This window comes from Burkholderia sp. 8Y, assembly GCF_902506145.1.
GTDB lineage: Bacteria > Pseudomonadota > Gammaproteobacteria > Burkholderiales > Burkholderiaceae > Caballeronia.
In genome coordinates, this window is the sequence record NZ_LR733520.1 from 534,174 (window position 1) to 556,023 (window position 21,850).

A 21,850-nucleotide genomic window follows, 5' to 3' on the forward strand; every position below is an offset into this window, starting at 1 on the left:
AGGGTGAGAAAAAAGCGGGTTGTCAGGCAGGAGAGTACGCCAGCCGCACGTAGATGGGCGCATACGGCTCGGCCTGCGTGATTTCGAGCAGCGATTCGCGCGACAACTCCAGCATCGCGATGAAGTTCACGACGACCACCGGCACGCCGCGCGACGTATCGAAAAGCTCCGTGAACTCCATGAAACGCGCGCTTTGCAGGCGGCGCAGGATGATGCTCATGTGCTCGCGCACCGACAGCTCTTCGCGTGAAATCTTGTGATGCTGCACGAGCTTCGCGCGCTTGATGACGTCGGCCCAGGCGGCGCGCAGGTCGTTCATGTCGACGTCCGGGAAGCGTTGCACCGACGCCTGCTCGATATACACCTCCGCGCGCAGGAAGTCGCGGCCGAGCTGCGGCAACTGGTCGATGCGCTGCGCCGCGAGCTTCATCTGCTCGTATTCGAGCAGCCGGCGCACGAGTTCGGCGCGCGGGTCTTCCGCGTCCTCGCCGGTGTCGGCTTTCTTGACCGGCAGCAGCATGCGCGACTTGATCTCGATGAGCATGGCCGCCATCAGCAGATATTCCGACGCAAGCTCCAGATTCGACTGGCGAATCTGGTCCACATAGCCGAGATATTGCGCGGTGACATCCGCCATCGGAATGTCGAGCACGTTGAAATTCTGCTTGCGGATCAGGTAGAGCAGCAGGTCCAGCGGGCCTTCGAACGCTTCGAGAAACACTTCGAGCGCGTCCGGCGGAATGTAGAGATCGGTCGGCAGCTTCCAGAGCGGCTCGCCGTACAGATGCGCGATCGCAACGCCGTCGATGGTGTCGGGCGTCGAATCGGTCGCGGGAGCGGCGAGCGCGACGTTGCGGTCCTCGCGTGCCTCGCGCGCATCGTCCCGCGCGTCGGCGCGGGCCGCTTGCGGCTCGTGGCCGGCGCTCACGTTCAGAAGTTCTGGTAGTACACGTAAGGCGTCTGCTTCACGCGCGAAGTCTGTTGACGCGCGCGCTCGTCGAGATCGACGGGCTGCTTGTCCCACAGGAGCGCGCGGCCGCGGCGCTGTTCGTCTTCCAGCGTCGGTTTCTGCGTTTTCAACTGATTGATGAACTGGGTGATGTCCGACTGATACATGATCCGGCTTCCGTTGACTCGATGCGGTTCGATTGAGGGCGGCGCGCCGGTTGCCGATTGCCTGGAGGCGTCAGACGCGCGAGTTCGTCGGCGATTTTACCGCAAGCCCGGGCGCGGTCCATGCATATTGGCGGTTCGCGCGCGGAACCGCTGGCGCCTCGCGCCGTCCAACGGCGCACGGCTGCACGCCGCACCGCGCTTTTTTTACGTCGCCCGCGCGCATCGTTGTGGTGAAATAGCGCCTGCGCCGTTCTGCTCGCCATTGCGCGAAAAGCGAGAACCGCTCGAAAGCCGCAGGCGCTCGGCCGCTTTACCTTTCGATTCCACTCATCCCGATGCCGGAGGTCACGTTTGGCGGGGCGTTTGTCTGATTCGCTGCGCGCGCTGCGCGGCCTGGCCGCAAGACCGCGCACAGCGAAACCGTTTGCGCCTTTCAGCCTCGTCCGGCCGGCCGCCGTCGGGAAGTCGCGTTCGGCGTCGGCTGCGCTGGCGGTGCTCGCATTGCTCACCGTCGCGACGCCCGCCTTCGCGAAATACGACGTGGACATCGACGCGCCGCGCAGCATCAGGAAGCTGTTGCAGGATCACCTCGACCTCGCGCGTTTCGCCAAGCGCGACGACGTGAGCGACGACCAGTTCGAGTTTCTCGTCACCGCCACGCCGAAAGACGTGCGCGATCTCGTCGCGACCGAAGGCTATTTCACGCCGGTCGTACGCACGGACGTCAACACGGTCGGGGAGAAGCGGTCGGTGAAGGTCAGCGTGGATCCCGGTCCGCAGACGAAGGTTGCCTCCGTGCAGCTTCAGTTCACGGGCGCGGTGACGACGGAAGATCGCGCGCAGGAAAACGCCGCGCGTTTCGCCTTTTCGATCAACGAAGGCGACGCCTTCTCGCAGCACGCCTGGGACGACGCGAAGAACGCGGCGCTGCGCGCGCTGCAGTCGCGCCGCTATCTGGGCGCGCGCATTGCGCGGTCGCAGGCGCGCATCAATCCGCGCACGCAGATGGCCGATCTGTGGGTCACGTTCGACAGCGGTCCGACCTTCACCTTCGGCAAGCTGGATATCAGCGGCACGAAGCGTTATCCGCAGAAGATCATCGAAAACGTGAATCCGATCCGCGAAGGCGACATCTACGATATTGCCCGCGTGAACGAGCTTCAGCGGCAGGTGCAGAACACGCCGTATTACGCGAGCGTCGCCATCGACGCGGGCAACGACGTCACGAAGCCTATCGAGACGCCGCTGCATATCAAGGTCAGCGAGTATCCGTACAACAGCGTGCGCTACGGCGTCGGGTATGCGACGGATACGGGCTTTCACATTCAGGGCGCCTACAGCTATCTGAACACGTTCGGCGCCTTCTACGACGACCGTCTCACGCAGAACGAACCGCATCCGTCGACGGCGCGCGCGCTCGTGCCCGCGTGGACGTGGGTGCGCCGCGATGTCGACGATCCGCTGTTTCCGCGCCGCGGCAACGTGATCCGGGCGGAGGCGGGCTTCGCCGTGAAGAACGTGATGACCGATCAGACTTTCGCGCGCCTCTACACGAACGCGCAGCAGTACGTGCCGCTCGGCAAGAACGATCTGCTCGTGTTCCGCGCCGAGTTCGGCGGCGTGTTCACGAGCGGGCCGTCGAGCGGCGTGCCCGCGTCGCTCTTGTTCCGCGCGGGCGGCGCGAATTCGGTGCGCGGGTATAGCTATCTGGGTATCGGCAACAATGTGTCCGGTTCCGTTCTTCCGACGAAGTACATGGTGACGGGAAGCAGCGAGTATCAGCACTGGTTCACGCACGACTGGGGCGGCGCGGTGTTCTTCGACATCGGCACGGCAACCGATACATGGCACGAGCGCGTGTTCCAGCCGGGCGTGGGCGTCGGCGCGCGCTGGCGCAGCCCGGTCGGGCCGGTCAACGTGGACGTCGCGTACGGCTTGAAGAACAAGAGCATCAAGCCGTATCTGACGCTCGGTATCGCGTTCTGAGCACGCCATGAGCGACTTTCCAGACAACGAACGCATGACGGACCTCGACACCCGAGCGGGTGGCAACGGCAACGGCGACGCACCGAGAACCCCGCCACGCAGCGGCGGACGGCGCGCGCTGCGCTGGCTCGCCGCGTTCGTGCTTGTCGTGCTGCTCATCATCGTGCTGGCGCTCGGCACGGTCTTTTTCGCGCTCACGACCGAGCCCGGCACGCGCTATTTGTGGCAGGCGGCGACCTCGCTCCTCGGCGGGCGGCTCACTGGCAAGCTGGACGGCGGCGCGGTCGCCACGGGCCTGCAATTGCGCGATGTCCACTGGAAGAGCCTCGACGGCAAGGGCACCGACATCGCGGTCGACAGCGTCTCGGGCCGCTGGGCGCTCACGCGCGATCCGCTGCGCTTTACCATCGATTATCTGCATGTCGGCACCATCGACGCGCGTATCGCGCCATCGAACGAGCCGAGCAAGAAGACGGAGCTGCCGAAGGACCTGCGCCTGCCGATCCAGCTCGCGATCCGCGATCTGAGCGTCGAGAAACTGCGGCTGCATCAGGGCACGACGACCGAATTTTCGCGGCTGCTCTTCAACGGGCGCAGCGACGGCGAGCATCACGAGGCGACGGTGCAGCGTCTGGAAACGCCTTTCGGGTCGGTGACGGCGGCCGCGAAACTCGACGGCGGCGCGCGGCCGTTTCCGCTCACGGGCGACGCGAGCTACGCGGGCAAGGTGAACGGCGAGACCGTCCAGGTCGGCGCGCGTCTATCCGGTTCGCTGGAAGACCTCGTCGCGGATGTGAATGCGAGCGGCCTCAAACTCGCCGGCCAGGCGCACGTCGAAGCGACGCCGTTCGCCGACGTGCCGCTCAAGCTCGCCATCGTCAGCGCCGATCACATCAATCCGCAGGCGTTTAGCGCGGGCGCCCCCGCCGCGGATCTTGCGGTGCGCGCCGAACTCAAGCCGGTGCCGGACGCGAAGACCTTCGTGGTGAGCGGGCCGGTGTCCATCGTCAACGCGAAGCCCGGTTCCATCGACAAAAAGCTGCTGCCGCTCATCGACGCGCGCGCGAACGTGCGACTCGACGCGTCGGCGCAGCGCATCGCGGATCTCAACGTGCGGCTCCTGAAGAACGCGACGATCACGGGCGGCGGCGCGCTGTCGGGCGGCAACGGACGCTTCGACCTGAACGTGGCGAAGCTCGATCTCAACGCAATCGAGCCGAGCGTGCGGCCGACGGACTTCGCGGGCCCCGTGCATGTCGTGCTGGCGGGCGATACGCAAACCGTCACGGCCGATCTGAACGATCCGCGCTCGGCCATCCGCGCGCAGGCGAAGGTCAGACTCGACCCGAAAGCGACGACGCTCGACGACGTGAAGCTGATCGTCGGGCAAGGCCGCGTGGAGGCGAGCGGCGCGCTGAAGAAGGACGCGAATTCGAGCTACGACGTGAAAGCGAAGTTCATCGACTTCAATCCGCTTTTGCTGACGCAGCAACTGATTCAGCCGAAGCCCGCCGCGAAGAAAGCGCCGCCGCCGCGCGTGATCGTGGCGCGAGTGAACGGCACGCTCGCGGCCACGGGCATGCTCGCGCCGACGCTCACGGCGAAAGCCACGTTCAAGCTCAACGACAGCATGTACGACAACCTGCCGCTCACCGGCGCAGGCACGGTGCAGATCGCGGGCACGCGCGTCCTGCCGAGCGCGGCGCAGCTTTCGATCGCGGGCAACGATGTCGACCTGAACGGCAGTTTCGGCGCGCCGGGCGACCGGCTGCGCTTTCGCGTCGATGCGCCGCAACTGGAGCGGCTCGGCTTCGGCATCGCGGGCACGGTGAAGGCGGACGGCGATCTCACCGGGTCGATCGCGCATCCGAACGTCGCGGCGAATTATCAGGCCGATGGCGTCGTGTTCGGCGCGAACCGGCTCGGCCATGCGGAAGGTCGCGCCGATATCCGCGACGGCGCGAACGGCGCGCTTAATTTCACGCTGAAGGCGCGCGACGCGAGCACGACGGGCATCGAAGTCGCCACGCTCGACGCGAACCTCAACGGCACGCGCATGCAGCACACGCTCGCCGTCACCGCGACCGGCAAAGTACAGGGTCAGGCGGTGAATCTGGCGCTCGGCGCGAACGGCAAGTTCACCGACGCCGCCGACGGCCCGCACTGGGACGGCACCATCACGAAGCTGTCGAACAAGGGCACGCCGTCGGTGAATCTGGAAACGCCGCTGTCGGTGAGCTACGGGCCGAAGCGCATCGTGCTCGGCGCGACGCGGCTCGTCGCGGAGGGCGCGACGCTCAATCTCAAGTCGTTCGCGCTGGAAAATGGCCGCATGGCATCGGCCGGCACGCTCACGAATCTCTCCGTGCCGCGCCTGCTCGAAGTGCGGCGCGAAATGACGGGCGAGGAATCGTCGCTGCGCACGGACCTCGTTTTCGACGGCGACTGGAACTTCTCGCTCGGATCGACCGCGACCGGCTACGCGCAGATCAAGCGCCGCGCCGGCGACGTGAGCATCGACGGCACGCGGGGCGTCGCCGCGCTCGGCATCTCGGACATCGTCGCGCGCGTCGATTTCACCGGCGGCAATCGCCTGAACGCGACGCTGCATGCGCAGGCGAGCCGCATCGGGGTGATCGACGCGAACGTGCACACGACGCTCGTCACCCGCGACGGCGTGCTCACCATCGAGGACCAAGCGCCGCTCACCGGCGCCATCGACGCGAATATTCCCGAACTGCGCACGACCGGCGGGCTGCTCGGCGCGAACTATCTGCTCGGCGGCAGGCTCGCGTTGAAGCTGACGATCGCGGGCATCGTCGCGAAGCCGACCGTCTCCGGTTCGCTGACGGGCGACAACGTCTCGGCGACGGTCGTCGATCAGGGCGTGCAGTTGAAGGACGGCATCATCCGGATTGCGCTGTCGGAGAATCTCGTCGATTTCCGCCAGGTGGAGTTTCACGGCGCGAGCGGCACGCTGCGCGCGACCGGCAAGGTGCGCCTCGATCAGCAGGCGCCGGATCTGACGGCGAGCATCATCGCGGACAAGCTCGAACTCTTCGCCTCGCCCGACCGGCAACTGATGCTCTCGGGCAGCGCGAGCATCGCGAACGCGGGGCTGGAGGGCGGCATGGCGATCAACGGCAAGTTCACCGTCGATCACGGACTCTTCGACTTGCCGGAAAGCTCCGCGCCGGCGCTTGGCGACGACGTCGTGGTCATGCGTCCGGACGGCACGGTAAAGGGCGATAACGGCAAGTCGCTGGAAGCGGCGACGCAGAAGCCGGTCGGGCCGTTCACGCCGCGCGCGAATATCGATATCGATCTCGGGCAGCGGTTTCGCTTCAAGGGCGCGGGCGCGGATCTGGGCCTGGCCGGCACGATCACCGCGACGAGCGCGCCGAACCAGCCGTTGCGCGCGGTCGGGAACGTGCGCGTGACGCCCGGATCGACGTACACGGCGTTCGGCCGCAAGCTGAACATCGAAAACGGCTTCTTCACGTTCAACGGCCCGGTGACGAATCCCGGCCTCAACATTCTGGCGATGCGGCGCAATCAGGAAATCGAGGCGGGCGTGCAGGTGACGGGCACGGTGCAGTCGCCGGTAGCGAAGCTCATTTCGGAGCCGAACGTGCCGGACAACGAAAAGCTCTCGTGGCTGCTGTTCGGCCACGGCACGGACCAGGGCAACAACATCGGTCAGCAGAGCGCGATGACGAGCGCGCTGGCGCTCATCGGCGGGTCGAGCGGCAAGCGCATCGCGCAGACCTTCGGGCTCGACGAATTTTCCATCGGCTCGAGCGAAGTCGGCCTGACGGATCAGCAAGTCGTGCTGATCTCGAAGGCGATCAACGAGCGCCTCGTGATCGGCTACGAGCAGGGGCTGCAGTCGGCGGCCAACGCGGTCAAGGCGACGTTGAGCCTGTCGCGCTTCTGGTCCGTGACCGCGTATGGCGGCACGTATCAGGGTGTCGATCTGTCGTACACGCGGCGGTTCAATTCGTGGATGCGGCTGTTCTCGTCCACTTCGGCGGATTCGCGCTCGGCGGTGCAGCCTTCGGCGGCATCCGGTGCGTCGGGCGTGTCGGCGCCGTTCGGGGCATCGGCGACGGCGGTGGAATCGGACTGATTTGCGCGCGTCGCGCTGAAAAGCAAAAGGGCACGCGGTTTTGCGTGCCCTTTTCTTCGTGCGGCGATGCGCGTTACTTCACGCGCATGCCCGGCTTCGCTCCGCTATGCGGTTCCAGAATATAAAGGCCCGGTTCGGCCTTTTCGTCCGTGGCGGAAGCGGCGAGCACCATGCCTTCCGACAGGCCGAACTTCATCTTGCGCGGCGCGAGATTGGCGACCATCACCGTCAGCTTGCCGACGAGATCCTGCGGTTGATACGCCGACTTGATGCCGGAAAACACGTTGCGCGTCTTGTCCTCGCCGATGTCGAGCGTCAGTTGCAGCAGCTTGTCCGAGCCTTCGACCGCCTTGCAATCGACGATCTTCGCGATGCGCAAATCGACCTTCGCGAAGTCGTCGATGGAAATGACGCCGGAGTCTTCCTGCTTCGTTTCCTTCCTGGCGACGGATTTCGGCGCGGCGGCGCTCGCGGCGGCTTCCGGCGCAGCCGGTTGCAGCGATTCGCGATTCGCGGCGAGCAGCGCCTCGATCTGCTTCGGATCGACGCGCGTCGTCAAGTGCTTGTACGCGTTGATGGCGTTCGCGGACGACAGCGGGCGTTCGGCATCGGCCCAGGCGAGCGGCGCGACGCCGAGAAACGCTTCGACTGATTCGATGAGCTTCGGCAGCACGGGCTTGAGCGCCAGCGACAGCAGCCGGAACGCTTCGAGGCTCACGCTGCACGTCTCATGCAGCGCGGCGGCGTTCGCCGGGTCTTTCGCCTGCTCCCACGGCTTCGCGGTATCGACGTAAGCGTTGACGGCGTCCGCGAGTTCCATCGTCGTGCGCAGCGCGCGGCCGTATTCGCGCGATTCGTAGAACGCCGCGATCTGCGGGATCGCGCTGCGCAGTTGCGCGATCAGCGGATGCTGCATCGCGCTGTCCTGCACGCGCCCGTCGAAGCGTTTGATGAGGAAACCCGCCGCGCGGCTCGCGATGTTCACATACTTGCCGACCAGATCGCTATTCACGCGCGCCTGGAAGTCGTCGAGGTTCAGGTCGATGTCTTCCATCGTGCTGTTGAGCTTGGCCGCGAAGTAATAGCGCAGCCACTCCGGATTGATGCCCGTGTCGATCACGCTCTGCGCGGTGATGAACGTGCCGCGCGACTTCGACATCTTCGCGCCGTCCACCGTCAAAAAGCCGTGCGCGAACACGTTCGTGGGCGTGCGGTGTCCGGAGAACTGGAGCATCGCGGGCCAGAAAAGCGTGTGGAAATACAGTATGTCCTTGCCGATGAAGTGATACTGCTCGGCCTTCGAGCCGGGCTTCACCCAGGCGTCGAAATCCACGCCGATGCGATCTGCCAGATTCCTGAAGCTCGCGTAATAGCCGACGGGCGCGTCGACCCACACGTAGAAGTACTTGCCCGGCGCGCCGGGAATCTCGAAGCCGAAGTAGGGCGCGTCGCGCGAAATGTCCCAGTCGGCGAGCTTGGCTTCGCCCTTGTCGCCGAGCCATTCGCGCATCTTGTTGGTGGCTTCGGGCTGCGCGAGCCCGCCCACCCAGCCGCGCAGGAAGTCTTCGCAACGCGGATCGGAGAGGCGGAAGAAGTAATGCGTCGAGGTCTTGCGGATGGGCGTCGCGCCCGACACGACCGAATACGGATTGATGAGTTCGGTCGGCTGATACGTCGAGCCGCAGACTTCGCAGTTGTCGCCGTATTGGTCCTTCGCGCCGCACTTCGGGCATTCGCCTTTGATAAAGCGGTCCGGCAGGAACATTTCCTTGACCGGATCGTAGGCCTGTTCGATATCGCGTGCCTCGATCAGACCGGCCTGCTGAAGCGCGGTATAGATGGAATTGCACAGCACGCGGTTTTCTTCGGCATCGGTCGAATAATAGTTGTCGAACGAGATGCCGAAGCTGTCGAAATCGCGCTTGTGCTCTTTCCAGACGCGCTCGATCAGGGCTTTCGGCGTGATGCCTTCCTTCTCGGCGCGCAGCATGATCGGCGTGCCGTGGGTATCGTCCGCGCCGACGTAGTAGACCTCGTGGCCGTGCATGCGCAGCGTCCGCACCCAGATGTCCGTCTGAATGTACTCGACCATATGGCCGATATGAATCTGGCCGTTCGCATACGGAAGCGCGGACGTGACGAGAATCTGGCGGCGGCCGCCTTCGTTGACTGAAGCGGCGGACGCGGTGGCGGAAATCGGTGCTGACGATGCTGACATGGAGGCGCGGCCCGGAGGAAGTGCTGAAAGCGGGTGAAAAGGGGAATGTCGATTCTAGCAGGGCGGATGGGCAGGACGCGTGGATGCTGGGCGCTTCTCGCTGGCAGCGAGTCCGTGCGTGGGGAGGGAACGGACGAAGGCAAAATCGGCTTCTTGCGGGGCGCAAGTGCTCGCTATCGCGCAGCTTGGCTCATCGAATCGACAGGTTGCTGGCGAAGAGGCGATCCGGGAAGGCGCGGAGAGGGCCAACGTCGCGCCCGGAAAAAGCGTGCATATGACGAGCGAATGGGTTGCTTCGTCCGCTGCGCCCGGCTTCGGCGACCGGGCTCGCAGGCGCCCGACGTTTCCGACGCTGCAACGCCGCCTCGCCGGACCACCGATTGAAAGCGTGCACCCAAAAAAAACCGGGGCTCAATCGGGCCCCGGAGCAACAACGACAAGAGGAGAATGGCAGGCGATGGCCCAGCCACGCACCTACCGTAACGACAGACAAGCGGCGCGCCGCCAAGTTTCAAATATTTTTCACGCGTGCGTGAAACGGTGACGGAACGCGCGCTCGTCGTCCTTCTCTGCGTTCAGACGCGATTTACTGCACCTGACCCGGCTGCGCCGTCGCGCGCAGGTAGATTTCCACGCGGCGATTCTGCGCGCGGCCCGCTTCGGTCGAGTTGTCGGCGATCGGCTGGTTCTGGCCCATGCCCTGCGCCGACAGACGCTGCGCGGGGACGCCGTGGCTCGCAATATACGACGCCACGCTCTGCGCGCGGTTCTGCGACAGCGTCTGGTTGTACGCGGCGGTGCCGGTGTTGTCCGTATGGCCGACGACGCTCGCGATCAGCTCAGGATGCTGTTGCAACGTTTGCGTGACCGAGTTCAAAACGGGGTCGAACGACGGCTTGATCGCGTAGCTGTTCGTATCGAACGAGATGGAATTCGGGATGTTGACCTTCAGCGAGCCATCCTGCTGCTCGGTCACTTGCGTGCCGGTGCCCTTCGAGTCGCCGGAAATCTTGTTGCGGATAGCCTGCCAGTTGTAGCCGGTGATGCCGCCAACCGCCGCGCCCGTGGCCGCGCCGATCGCCGCGCCCTTGCCGCCGCCGAAAATCGCGCCGATGCCGGCGCCCGTGGCCGCGCCGACGCCCGTACCGACCGCCGTGTTGGTACCTTGCTGCGACGCGCAGCCTGCGACGAGCGCGCCCGCGACAGCGAACGCGGACAAACGGGTCAACAACTTCATCTTCATCTTGATCTCCTTGTTTCAACAAGCGGTTCGACGCCACGCGCCGACAGTGCGAAAGGGTCTTCGGACGGGCTTTGGGACGAGCCTCTACAATATTGAGAAACGTCCGTTTTCCCGCAGCGATACGTCCCCGGAAAACGACAGCAGCGGCGGCATAGTGCAGCGTGAATCAAGCCGCGCGCAACGGCCTTAACAATTACTTGCAATTTCCTCAGTTTGTTGCACGGCGACGCACGGCAGCAACCCTCGTTCCACGGAGTTTCAATGAGCATTGACCGCGCGCAGATCGACACTGCACTCGCCACCCTGACCGATCCCAACACGAACCGCAAGTTCGTCGACAGCAAGAGCATTCGCCACGTTTCGGTGGAGGGCGGCAAGGTTTCGGTGAGCGTCGTGCTGGGCTATCCGGCGAAGACGCAGTTTGAGTTGATCGGCAAGCTCGTCGGCGACGCGCTGCGTCAGGTGCCTGGCGTCACCGATACCGCCGTCGACGTTTCTTCGCAAGTGGTCGCGCATGCGGTGCAGCGCGGCGTGAAGTTGCTGCCGAACGTCAAGAACATCATCGCGGTGGCGTCGGGCAAGGGCGGCGTCGGGAAGAGCACGACGGCGGTCAATCTCGCGCTCGCGCTGGCGGCGGAAGGCGCATCGGTCGGCATGCTGGACGCCGACATCTACGGCCCCTCGCTGCCGATGATGCTCGGCATTTCCGGCCGCCCCGAATCGCCCGACAATCAGTCGATGAACCCGCTCACCGGCCACGGCATCCAGGCGAATTCGATCGGCTTTCTGATCCAGCAGGACAATCCGATGGTCTGGCGCGGCCCGATGGTCACGTCCGCACTGGAACAACTGCTGCGGCAGACGAACTGGAAGGATCTCGATTATCTCGTCGTCGACATGCCGCCGGGCACGGGCGACATCCAGCTCACGCTGTCGCAGAAGGTGCCGGTGACGGGCGCGGTGATCGTGACGACGCCGCAGGACATCGCGCTGCTCGACGCGAAGAAGGGCCTGAAGATGTTCGAGAAGGTCGGCATTCCGATTCTCGGCATCGTCGAGAACATGAGCACGCATATCTGCTCGAACTGCGGCCACGAGGAACACATCTTCGGCGCGGGCGGCGGCGAGCGCATGGCTAAGGAATACGGCGTCGAGATTCTCGGTTCCTTGCCGCTCGATATCTCCATTCGCGAGCGCACCGACGCGGGCCAGCCGACCGTCGTATCGCAGCCGGAAAGCCGCATCGCGGAGACGTATCGCGCGATTGCGCGGCGCGTCGCGATCGCGGTCGCCGAACGTCAGCGCGACATGACCTCGAAGTTTCCGAGCATCGTCGTGCAGAACACCTGATCCGGCGCAAAGCGGCCCTCGCGCGGCGAGCCTTGTGCGGTGCGGCTCGCGGTATCATGTCGCCTTCGAGACGCGGCAGCGTCGACGCAACGGGTGTCGGCGGGCCGCCGAGAGGATCGCATGAGAGACAGAGTCAACGGGCGGGCGCGCTCCGCCTGGTTCGCCTTGTTCGCCGTGGCCGTTTGCAGCGTCCTGCTGAGCGGCTGCGGCATCATCTTCCAGAATCACGAGAAACGCGCGGACGCCACGCTGACGCCTACGGCCGGCAACACGGCGCGCGGCACGGTCACGCTCATCGAGCGCGCCGACGGCGTGCAGATCTCGTACAACCTCGTCGACATGCCGCCCAATAGCGACCACGCGTTGCAGGTTCACGAGCGCGGCGACTGCATTGCGGTGAACGGCGACGCGAGCCCGGTGTTCGCATTGTCGTCCGACCGCAGGCACGCGACGAGCCGGCTCGAAGGCGATCTTGGCAACATTCACGCGGACGCCACGGGCGCGGCCACCGGCTTCATCGTCGCGACGGACGTGTCGCTCGACGGCGTGCGCTCGGTCATTTCCCGCGCGCTCATGCTCCACCGCGAAGCAACCGACCCCTACGCGATGAGTCCGCACAACGTGGGTCCGGCGCTTGCGTGCGGCGTGGTCCGGCGATAAGGGCATCGTCCGAACGGCCGATGTCGCGCCGCGCGGCGTTCCGCGTAAAATACGCGCTTCCATTTTCGTCTGGCCGCACAAGGCCATGCGCCGTTTCACCGCAGGCATGCAGTCGCGTCAATGCATAATCGCGCGATTGCACGCCGCAACGTTGGGTAGCGTCCCCTATGAGCATCAAGTCCGACAAGTGGATTCGGCGCATGGCCGAAGAGCACAAGATGATCGAGCCGTTCGTGCGCGATCAGGTGCGCGTGGCCGAGGACGGCCGCAAGATCGTCTCCTACGGCACGTCCAGCTACGGCTACGACATCCGCGTGGCCGACGAATTCAAGATTTTCACGAACATCAACTCGACCATCGTCGATCCGAAGGCGTTCGACGAGAAATCGTTCGTGGACTTCAAGGGCGATGTCTGCATCATTCCGCCCAATTCTTTCGCGCTCGCCCGCACGGTCGAATATTTCCGCATTCCGCGTTCGTGCCTGACCGTGTGTCTCGGCAAATCGACGTACGCGCGCTGCGGGATCATCGTGAACGTCACGCCGTTCGAGCCGGAGTGGGAAGGCTACGTGACGCTCGAATTCTCGAATACGACACCGTTGCCCGCCAAAATCTATGCGAACGAAGGTGTCGCGCAGGTTCTCTTCTTCGAAAGCGACGAAATCTGCGAGACGTCCTACGCCGACCGCGGCGGCAAATACCAAGGGCAGCACGGCGTGACGCTGCCGAAAACCTGATCGCCCCGCGCCCCCAAGAACCGCACACGGCACGCGCTTGTCGAAAGACCGCTGGCTCCGGAAAACGTCCCGGGCAGCGGTCGTTCCATTTGGAGATTCGCCTCATGAAGTTCCGCTTCCCCGTCGTCATCATCGACGAAGACTTTCGCTCCGAGAACATCTCGGGTTCCGGCATTCGCGCGCTGGCCGAGGCGATCGAGGGCGAAGGCGCCGAAGTGCTCGGTCTCACGAGCTATGGCGATCTCGCCGCTTTCGCGCAGCAGTCGAGCCGCGCATCGTGCTTCATTCTTTCGATCGACGACGACGAACTGCTGCCTTACGCCGACAACGTCGTCGTGGAAGGCGACACGCCCGAGCTGGCGTCCGCCATCGTCGCGTTGCGCGCGTTCATCAACGCCGTGCGCCGCCGCAACGCCGACATTCCTATCTTTCTGTACGGCGAAACGCGCACGTCGCGGCACTTGCCGAACGACATCCTGCGCGAGCTGCACGGCTTCATCCACATGTTCGAGGACACGCCGGAGTTCGTCGCGCGGCACGTCATTCGGGAAGCGAAGGTCTATCTCGATGCGCTCGCGCCGCCGTTCTTCAAGGAACTCGTGCAATACGCGGACGAAGGCTCATATTCGTGGCACTGTCCGGGCCACTCGGGCGGCGTCGCGTTCCTGAAGAACCCGCTCGGGCAAATGTTCCATCAGTTCTTCGGTGAGAACATGCTGCGCGCGGACGTCTGCAACGCGGTCGAGGAACTCGGCCAGCTGCTCGATCACACCGGCCCGGTCGCCGCGTCGGAGCGCAACGCGGCGCGCATCTTCGGCGCGGATCATCTCTTTTTCGTGACCAACGGCACGTCCACGTCGAACAAGATCGTGTGGCACGCGACCGTCGCGCCGGGCGATATCGTGCTCGTGGACCGCAACTGCCACAAGTCGATCCTGCACGCCATCACCATGACGGGCGCGATTCCGGTGTTTCTCACGCCGACGCGCAATCACTTCGGCATCATCGGGCCGATTCCGCGCGACGAGTTCAAGCCCGAGAACATTCGCCGCAAGATCGAGGCGAATCCGTTCGCACGCGAGGCGCTCGCGAAGAATCCGAAGGTCAAGCCGCGCATCCTGACCATCACGCAGAGCACCTATGACGGCGTGGTCTATAACGTCGAGATGATCAAGGACCTGCTCGGCGACATGCTCGACACGCTGCATTTCGACGAAGCCTGGCTGCCGCACGCCGAGTTCCATTCGTTCTATCAGGACATGCACGCGATCGGCGCGGGCCGGCCGCGCACCGGCGCGCTCGTGTTCGCCACGCACTCCACGCACAAGCTGCTCGCCGGCATTTCGCAGGCGTCGCAGATTCTCGTGCAGGACAGCGAGAACAGCACGTTCGACTTCCATCGCTTCAACGAGGCGTACCTCATGCACACGTCGACGAGCCCGCAATACGCGATCATCGCGTCGTGCGACGTCGCCGCCGCGATGATGGAAGCGCCGGGCGGCCCGGCGCTCGTCGAGGAGTCGATTGCCGAGGCGCTCGATTTCCGCCGCGCGATGCGCAAGGTCGATGCCGAATACGGCGACGACTGGTTCTTCAAGGTCTGGGGCCCGGACGCGCTGGCCGAAGAGGGCATCGGCGACCGCGAGGACTGGATGCTGAAGCCGAACGACCGCTGGCACGGCTTCGGCGCGCTCGCCGAGAACTTCAACATGCTGGACCCGATCAAGGCGACGATCATTACGCCGGGGCTCAACGTGGACGGCGAATTTGGCGAAACGGGCATTCCGGCCGCCATCGTGACGAAGTATCTGGCCGAGCACGGCATCATCGTGGAGAAGACGGGGCTGTACTCGTTCTTCATCATGTTCACGATCGGCATCACGAAGGGCCGCTGGAACTCGATGGTGACCGAGCTTCAGCAGTTCAAGGACGACTACGACAACAATCAGCCGCTGTGGCGCGTGCTGCCGGAGTTCATCGCACAGCACCCGTCGTATGAGCGCATCGGCCTGCGCGATCTGTGCGAGCAGATTCACAGCGTCTATCGCGCGAACGACATCGCGCGGCTCACGACCGAGATGTATCTGTCGAGCATGGAGCCCGCGATGAAGCCGTCCGAAGCGTACGCGAAGCTCGTTCACCGCGAGATCGACCGCGTGCCGATCGACGAACTCGAAGGGCGCGTGACGAGCATCCTGCTGACGCCGTATCCGCCGGGCATTCCGTTGCTGATTCCGGGCGAGCGTTTCAATCGGACGATCGTCGATTATTTGCGCTTCGCGCGTGAATTCAACGAGCGTTTCCCGGGCTTCCACACGGATATCCACGGGCTCGTCGGCGAGATGATCAACGGGCGCATCGAGTATTTCGTCGATTGCGTGCGCGATTGATGTCCGTCTGATGTCCGTCTGATCCGCTGCTGCAAAGACAAACGGCCCTTCATCGAAGGGCCGTTTGTCGTTTCGGGGAGGCGGATCGCTTAGATCAAACCTTCCGCCTTCATCGCCGCCTGCACCGCCGGACGTGCGCCGACGCGCGCCTGATAGGCGGTCAACGCCGGCCACTTGTTAAGATCGAGGTCGATGAACGACGCCCAGCCGAGCACGGTGAAGAGATATGCGTCGCCGATGCCGTATTCGTCGCCGAGCAGATACTGCTTGTCGTCGATATGCTTCGCCACGTACGCGAGACGGCGCTCCAGATTGGCCATCGCGGCGGCTTTCCACTCGCTCGTCGCGGCGGGATTGAAGAACGGCGAGAAGTTCTTGTGCAATTCCGTGCCGATGAACGTCAGCCACCCTTGCAGGCGATAGCGCGACATCGCGTCGGCGAGCGGCGCGAGATGCTTGGCGGGCACCTGATCCGCGATGTACTGCATGATCGCCGGACCTTCGGTCAGCAAGTCGCCGTTGTCGAGCTGAAGCGCGGGCACATAGCCTTTCGGGTTGATCGCCATGAAATCGGCGCCGCTCGCGGTGACTTTCGTCTTCAGATCGACGGCTTCAATCTCGTAAGGCAGACCGGATTCTTCGAGGACGATGTGCGAGGCAAGCGAGCACGCGCCGGCTTTGTAGAACAGTTTCAAGTCAAAATCTCCAGGGTAAAACGCGCGCCATTATGACCGATTCGAGCGATGAGTGAAGTTTTCGGGCGAGCGGGCAGTCTGCATGATCGTCATTGCGCTGTTTCAGGATCAATGTGCCGCAGCCGAAATGGGAAAAATCGTGTGTTACTTCATGCTGTTCAGGATCATGCTGCCGGATCGATAGCAAATCAGAGAGGTCATCATGAGCGCCAGGCCACCATTCGCGAGTGCATGGCTCGCTTTCTTCGAAGTGCGTAAAAGCGTGGCGGAAGTTGGAAAGTTGATCGGCGGTCGCGTCGACGATAACGTCAAGGCCGGTATCTTCCAGAATGCCTGCCCGATCAAAAAAGCTATGTTTTGAACAAAACGGGCTTTCCTGTCAAGAAAGAAGCGGGCTACGCCACGGTGTCCGGCGCTGACGGAAAACAGTACCTATTCCGGGTGAATGACATGATGGCGTATCTCGAGCGCGAGTTCGGTAAGCCTGAGCGGACGGTCAAGTCTCCTAAGGAAACGGATTTTCGCGGACAGAAGGGCATTCTGGTCGTACGCGGACACGGATGGGAGAACGCTCGAGGCCATGTCACCTTGTGGGACGGCGCGAGTTGTTCGGACTCGTGCCATCTTCTCCAGAATCCGGACAACGGCACGTTTATCCCCGAAACCGCGTCGCTATGGGTGCTGCACTGATGCGCCTGTTCGTCATAGGCGTCATAGGCGTCATGCTCATGGCGCTCGGGCAGGTTGCACTGGCGGAGCCGGGCGCGGCAACGGATAGCGAGCGGGCGCTCTTGAAGCGATGGGCGTTGAGCCGATGCCTCGCCAAGGTCTACGCTGATTCACCGGCGAAGGACGACGCAAACGCAACAGCGAGCAGCTATCTCGAAGCGGGCAGTGTTTCGGCTGACGCCTACGAGGCCGTTGATCGACTGTCGACCCAATACGCGAACCGGCGCTACTCGGGCTCGGTTCACTCGACTTTCGGGACGAAGAAATGCATCGATCTTTTCGATAGCAAAGTGCTCGACGATCTAACCGCTCAGGTCGTGCATGCGCCATCCGCCGCCGTCAATCGACGATAAATTTACGCGATGAATCATGTGCCGCGAAAGGAGCCGGCGGAAACGCCGGGTCCGCCGCCATATCATGCAGCGCCGCTTCGAGCGTCGCGCACATGGCATTCAGCGCGAGGTCATTTTCTTCGAGGCCGAACGGGTCTTCGATCTGCGCGGCGATCGCCTCCAGCGCCATGAATGCGTACGCCACGAGCAACGCGAAGAGCGGTGTCAGAAGGCCCGCGCCATCGACAAGGCCGAACGGCAGCAGCACGCAGAAGAGATAAACCGTGCGGTGGATCATCACCGAGTACGAGAAGGGCAGCGGCGTGGCCGCGATGCGTTCGCATCCGCCGATCACATCGGAGAGCACGTTCAGATTGTGCTGAATCGCGAGCATGGCATAACCGTCGATCGCGCCTTCGCGCCTGCGCTCGGCGACCCATTCGCCGAGCGAGAGCAGGATCAGCGCCGGTCGATATGTCGCCGCCGCGACGCGCGCGTGCAGGTCGGATGGCAGTCGCAACGCGAGATCCGTGAGCGCATCGGTGCCGCGCAGTTGATGTCGAAGCGCATGCGCCAAGGCCCCGAGCGCCGAGAGGAAGCGTCGCGACTGACCGGGATCGCGCGGCTGCGGCAACGAAAGCACTTGCTGCGCGAGTGCGCGCGACGTGTTGAGCAGCGAGCCCCACAGCTTGCGGCCTTCCCACCAGCGGTCGTAGCTCGCGCTGTTGCGAAAGCCGAGAAACACCGCGAGCGCGATGCCGACGAGCGCGAACGGCGGCGTGCCGAGCCCGATCGGATAGTGGCGCATGTGGTCATGCATGAAGATCGCCGCGACCGACAGCGCGAAGATCAGCCCGAGCCGCGGCAGCAATTGCGGCAGCACGGAGCCGCGCCAGACGAGCAGCATGCGAAACCAGTGCAGCTTCGGGCGAATGATCATGTTTCAGCGTGAAAGGCGCGCATAGAGAAGCGCGATTATCTCGAAAATACGGCGACAAAAAAGGCCGTCCCTGCGGACAGCCTTTCAAGCAACGACATGGCCTCAGCGCGCGTTCAAAGCGCCTCGCGCGCCGCCTTCGCCGCCGCGCGTACCTGATCCGGCGCGGTTCCGCCCGGATGATTGCGGCTCGCGACCGAGCCTTCGAGCGTCAGATACCCGAACACGTCCTCGCCGATGAGATGCGCGACGTTCGGCAGTTCGAGGCGCATCGCGTCCAGCGAGAGGTCCGCGATATCGCAGCCGCGCTCGTCGCAGATGCGCACCGCGTGCGCCACGGCTTCGTGCGCGTCGCGAAAGGGCAGGCCGCGCTTCACGAGATAGTCCGCGAGATCGGTGGCGGTTGCGAAGCCTTGCAGGGCCGCGGCGCGCATGGCCTGCGGCTTCACCGTGATGCCCGCCGCCATTTCCGCGAAGATTCGCAGCGTGTCGGCGACCGTATCGACCGTGTCGAAGAGCGGTTCCTTGTCTTCCTGATTGTCCTTGTTGTACGCGAGCGGCTGGCCTTTCATCAGCGTGAGCAGCGCCATCAGATGCCCGTTCACGCGGCCGGTCTTGCCGCGCGCCAGTTCGGGCACGTCGGGGTTCTTCTTCTGCGGCATGATCGACGAACCCGTGCAGAAGCGGTCCGCCAGATCGATGAAGCCGACACGCGGGCTCATCCACAGCACGAGTTCCTCCGAGAAGCGCGAGACGTGCGTCATGATGAGCGCGGCCGCCGCCGTGAATTCGATCGCGAAATCGCGGTCGGACACGGCATCGAGCGAATTGGCGCAAATGCCGTCGAAGCCGAGCGACGCCGCCACCGCATGACGGTCGATCGGATAGCTCGTGCCCGCGAGCGCCGCCGCGCCGAGCGGCAGCCGGTTGACCCGCTTGCGGCAATCGCGCATGCGCTCGGCATCGCGCGTGAACATTTCGACATACGCGAGCAGGTGATGCCCGAACGTCACCGGCTGCGCCACTTGCAAGTGCGTGAAGCCGGGCATGATGGTGTCGGCGTGCTTCTCCGCCATGTCGATGAGCGCAAGACGCAGGTCCTTCAGCAAGTCGCCAATGCGGTCGATTTCGCCGCGCAGCCACAGGCGGATGTCGGTTGCGACCTGATCGTTGCGCGAGCGGCCGGTGTGCAGCCGCTTGCCGGCATCGCCGATGAGCGCGGTCAGCCGCGCCTCGATGTTCAGATGCACGTCCTCCAGATCCAGCTTCCACTCGAACTCGCCGCGCTCGATTTCACCTTTGATCTGCGCCATGCCGCGCTCGATGGCCGCGAGGTCGTCCGCGCCGATGATCTTCTGTGCCGCGAGCATCGACGCATGCGCGAGAGATCCCTGAATGTCGACCAGCGCGAGCCGTTTGTCGAAGAACACCGACGACGTGTAGCGTTTGACGAGCTCCGACATCGGCTCGGAGAAGCGAGCCGACCAGGCTTCGCCTTTTTTGTGAAGTTGGGACGTCATGGTGATGTTCTCGGCGTTCGAGGCGTCAGAAAGACGAGAATTTTAACATTCGGGGCTACGCGTCCCCGACCAGAATCACGAGCTTCAGGTCTTCCCGATGCGCCGGCTTGAACGTGATCTGGTTGAAGACCACGCGCCCGCGCGACGGATGATCGAACGCGCGCTCGCCGCCTTCGCGCTCGAACACGTCTTGCGACGCCCAATAGCGCGCGAAGGCGTCGCTCGCGGCGGACAACGCGTCGATCAGCGCGCGCGTGGGCGGATCGTTCAGATGGCGGATGGAATCGGCGCGGAATTCGGCGGCCAGCCGGCGCGCGCGCGTGTCCCAATCGACGATCAGCGAGCGCGCCGCCGGCGACGTGAACGTGTAGGTGAGCAGATTTCGGTCGTGCTCGCCGTCGAGCCAGCCGACGAACAGCGCCGCCGCCGGCGCGTTCCAGCGCAGCGCGTTCCATTGGCGGTCGAGCACGTAGGCGGGCGCGCCGATCAGCCCGACCGTCTGCAACAGCGCGGCGGGCACGTCCTGCGCGGCGGGATCGGGCTCGGCGGGATCGCGTTGTGCGGCGAGTTCGAACAGATACGCGCGTTCGGCGCGCGACAGTTGCAGCGCGACGGCGATGCGCGCGAGCGCATCGGCGGACGCGGACACCGGCCGGCCTTGCTCGATCCACGTGTACCAGGTCGGGCTCACGCCGCACAGTTGCGCGACTTCCTCGCGGCGCAGGCCGGGCGTGCGGCGGCGCGGGCCCGGCGGCAAGCCGACCGCGAGCGGCGACAGACGCTCGCGATGCGTGCGGATGAATTCGCCGAGCGCGCGTGCGGGCGTATCGGCGAGGGGTTCGGCGGGCTTCTTCTCAGGTCGGTTCATGCGGACTTCGGACGCAGCGTCGGCGCGCGACGGGTGGTTCAGATACCAGAATAATCAGTCAACTTGTACCGGTACAAGGCGCGCTCTATTGTAGCGGCAGGCCGGCGCTGCGACGCCCGGCTTCCGACGCACAACGTTCCCAACATGCGGAGTCCCCGATGAAACACCACGAACAGGTCGCCGACGCCTTCGGCAGCACCGCCGCCGCGTATCTCACGAGCCAGGTTCACGCGACCGGCGCGGACCTGCAGAACCTTACCGCGACCTTCGCCGCGACGTGCGGCAACGCGACCGTGCTGGACATGGGGTGCGGCGCGGGACATGCCAGCTTCGCGGTGGCGCCGCACGTCAAGGAAGTCGTGGCCTACGATATCGCGCCGCCCATGCTCGCCACGGTCGAAGCGGCCGCGAAGGAGCGCGGACTGACGACGATCCGCACGCAGCAGGGCGCGGCGGAGACGCTGCCGTTCGCTGACGCCTCGTTCGACTGGGCGATCAGCCGCATGAGCGCGCATCACTGGCGCGACGTGCCGAAGGCGCTGGGCGAGGTGCGTCGCGTGCTGAAGCCGGGCGGGCGGCTCAAGTTCATCGACATCGCGGGCATCGACGATCCGCTTTACGACACGCATATTCAGGCGATCGAAGTGCTGCGCGACGCGTCGCATATTCGCGACTATCGCGCGGACGAATGGATCGCCATGCTCGACGCCGCCGGTTTCGACGCGCGCGTCACCGAACGCTGGCGCCTTCCACTGGAATTCGAATCGTGGGTGACGAGAATGCGCACGCCCGCCGAGCGCGTGACGGCGATCCAATCGATGTGGAAGAACGCGCCCGAGGAAGTGCGCCAGTACTTCGGCGTGAAGGAGGATTGTTCCTTCGAACTGGACGCGTTGATGATCGAGGCGAAGCGGCGCGACTGAGCCGCTTCGCCTCGCCG

The 21,850-nt window shown here is 64.4% G+C and carries 18 protein-coding genes; 10 read left to right on the plus strand and 8 right to left on the minus strand.

The genetic code is table 11. The features are described 5' to 3' along the window. Positions 1–22: 22 nt before the first annotated feature. Both GV035_RS13080 and GV035_RS13085 read right to left on the minus strand, forming a co-directional pair. A complete protein-coding gene (locus tag GV035_RS13080; protein ID WP_201303970.1) occupies positions 23–928 on the minus strand; it encodes a segregation and condensation protein A in 906 nt (301 codons plus the stop codon). A gap of 2 nt (positions 929–930) precedes the next feature. Further along, complete coding sequence (locus tag GV035_RS13085) at positions 931–1,119, minus strand: DUF3460 family protein (protein WP_201304030.1); 189 nt, start codon at positions 1,117–1,119, stop codon at positions 931–933. Between the two features lie 360 nt (positions 1,120–1,479). Here GV035_RS13085 and GV035_RS13090 point away from each other — a divergent pair, with 360 nt between their 5' ends. Both GV035_RS13090 and GV035_RS13095 read left to right on the plus strand, forming a co-directional pair. After that, positions 1,480–3,102: an autotransporter assembly complex protein TamA gene (locus GV035_RS13090; RefSeq protein ID WP_442859558.1), complete on the plus strand. Its 1,623-nt coding sequence runs from the start codon at positions 1,480–1,482 to the stop codon at positions 3,100–3,102. 7 nt (positions 3,103–3,109) lie between these two features. After that, positions 3,110–7,231 (plus strand): translocation/assembly module TamB domain-containing protein, encoded by a 4,122-nt coding sequence (locus tag GV035_RS13095; protein WP_159835507.1) that lies wholly within the window; start codon positions 3,110–3,112, stop codon positions 7,229–7,231. A 73-nt stretch (positions 7,232–7,304) separates the two neighbouring features. Here GV035_RS13095 and metG read toward each other — a convergent pair whose 3' ends face one another. Continuing rightward, positions 7,305–9,449, minus strand: coding sequence for a methionine--tRNA ligase (metG, locus tag GV035_RS13100; protein WP_159835508.1), 2,145 nt, complete (start codon positions 9,447–9,449; stop codon positions 7,305–7,307). Between the two features lie 586 nt (positions 9,450–10,035). Further along, positions 10,036–10,692, minus strand: coding sequence for an OmpA family protein (locus GV035_RS13105; RefSeq protein WP_159835509.1), 657 nt, complete (start codon positions 10,690–10,692; stop codon positions 10,036–10,038). A gap of 261 nt (positions 10,693–10,953) precedes the next feature. On the opposite strand from GV035_RS13105, the gene apbC reads away from it, so the two are divergent. The 4 genes from apbC to GV035_RS13125 all read left to right on the plus strand — a co-directional run bounded on the left by apbC (position 10,954) and on the right by GV035_RS13125 (position 15,829). Then, on the plus strand, positions 10,954–12,042 hold the full coding sequence (apbC, locus tag GV035_RS13110) for an iron-sulfur cluster carrier protein ApbC (protein ID WP_159835510.1): 1,089 nt from the start codon (positions 10,954–10,956) through the stop codon (positions 12,040–12,042). Between the two features lie 120 nt (positions 12,043–12,162). Beyond that, positions 12,163–12,702, plus strand: a complete 540-nt coding sequence (locus GV035_RS13115) for a superoxide dismutase family protein (protein WP_159835511.1) — start codon at positions 12,163–12,165, stop codon at positions 12,700–12,702. 167 nt (positions 12,703–12,869) lie between these two features. After that, positions 12,870–13,439 (plus strand): dCTP deaminase, encoded by a 570-nt coding sequence (gene dcd, locus GV035_RS13120; RefSeq protein ID WP_014190693.1) that lies wholly within the window; start codon positions 12,870–12,872, stop codon positions 13,437–13,439. 104 nt (positions 13,440–13,543) lie between these two features. Next, positions 13,544–15,829, plus strand: a complete 2,286-nt coding sequence (locus GV035_RS13125) for an arginine/lysine/ornithine decarboxylase (protein ID WP_159835512.1) — start codon at positions 13,544–13,546, stop codon at positions 15,827–15,829. Positions 15,830–15,918: 89 nt separating this feature from the next. Here the strand turns inward: GV035_RS13125 and gstA are convergent, their stop codons facing one another. Beyond that, entirely contained in the window at positions 15,919–16,524 is a 606-nt protein-coding gene (gstA, locus tag GV035_RS13130) for a glutathione transferase GstA (RefSeq protein ID WP_159835513.1), read from the minus strand. 202 nt (positions 16,525–16,726) lie between these two features. Between gstA and GV035_RS29105 the strand changes: the two genes are divergently transcribed. Genes GV035_RS29105 through GV035_RS13140 form a run of 3 tightly spaced genes read left to right on the plus strand, consistent with a single transcriptional unit; the run spans position 16,727 to position 17,606 of the window. After that, positions 16,727–16,885, plus strand: a complete 159-nt coding sequence (locus GV035_RS29105) for a hypothetical protein (protein WP_201303971.1) — start codon at positions 16,727–16,729, stop codon at positions 16,883–16,885. Further along, positions 16,882–17,214 (plus strand): T6SS effector amidase Tae4 family protein, encoded by a 333-nt coding sequence (locus tag GV035_RS13135; protein WP_201303972.1) that lies wholly within the window; start codon positions 16,882–16,884, stop codon positions 17,212–17,214. The genes GV035_RS29105 and GV035_RS13135 overlap by 4 nt, the downstream gene beginning before the upstream one ends. Further along, entirely contained in the window at positions 17,199–17,606 is a 408-nt protein-coding gene (locus tag GV035_RS13140; RefSeq protein WP_159835514.1) for a T6SS amidase immunity protein Tai4 family protein, read from the plus strand. Before GV035_RS13135 ends, GV035_RS13140 begins: the two co-directional genes overlap by 16 nt. On the opposite strand, the gene GV035_RS13145 is transcribed toward GV035_RS13140, so the two are convergent. From GV035_RS13145 to GV035_RS13155, 3 genes are all read right to left on the minus strand, one after another. Next, the gene (locus GV035_RS13145) at positions 17,593–18,525 is read right to left on the minus strand and encodes a bestrophin family protein (RefSeq protein ID WP_159835515.1); all 933 of its coding nucleotides are present in this window, start codon (positions 18,523–18,525) and stop codon (positions 17,593–17,595) included. The genes GV035_RS13140 and GV035_RS13145 overlap by 14 nt on opposite strands. Positions 18,526–18,638: 113 nt before the next feature. Further along, positions 18,639–20,042, minus strand: a complete 1,404-nt coding sequence (gene argH / locus GV035_RS13150; protein WP_159835516.1) for an argininosuccinate lyase — start codon at positions 20,040–20,042, stop codon at positions 18,639–18,641. A gap of 55 nt (positions 20,043–20,097) precedes the next feature. Further along, positions 20,098–20,910 (minus strand): helix-turn-helix transcriptional regulator, encoded by an 813-nt coding sequence (locus tag GV035_RS13155; RefSeq protein WP_159835517.1) that lies wholly within the window; start codon positions 20,908–20,910, stop codon positions 20,098–20,100. Positions 20,911–21,068: 158 nt separating this feature from the next. Between GV035_RS13155 and GV035_RS13160 the strand changes: the two genes are divergently transcribed. Beyond that, positions 21,069–21,833: a class I SAM-dependent methyltransferase gene (locus GV035_RS13160; RefSeq protein WP_159835518.1), complete on the plus strand. Its 765-nt coding sequence runs from the start codon at positions 21,069–21,071 to the stop codon at positions 21,831–21,833. Positions 21,834–21,850 lie beyond the last annotated feature (17 nt).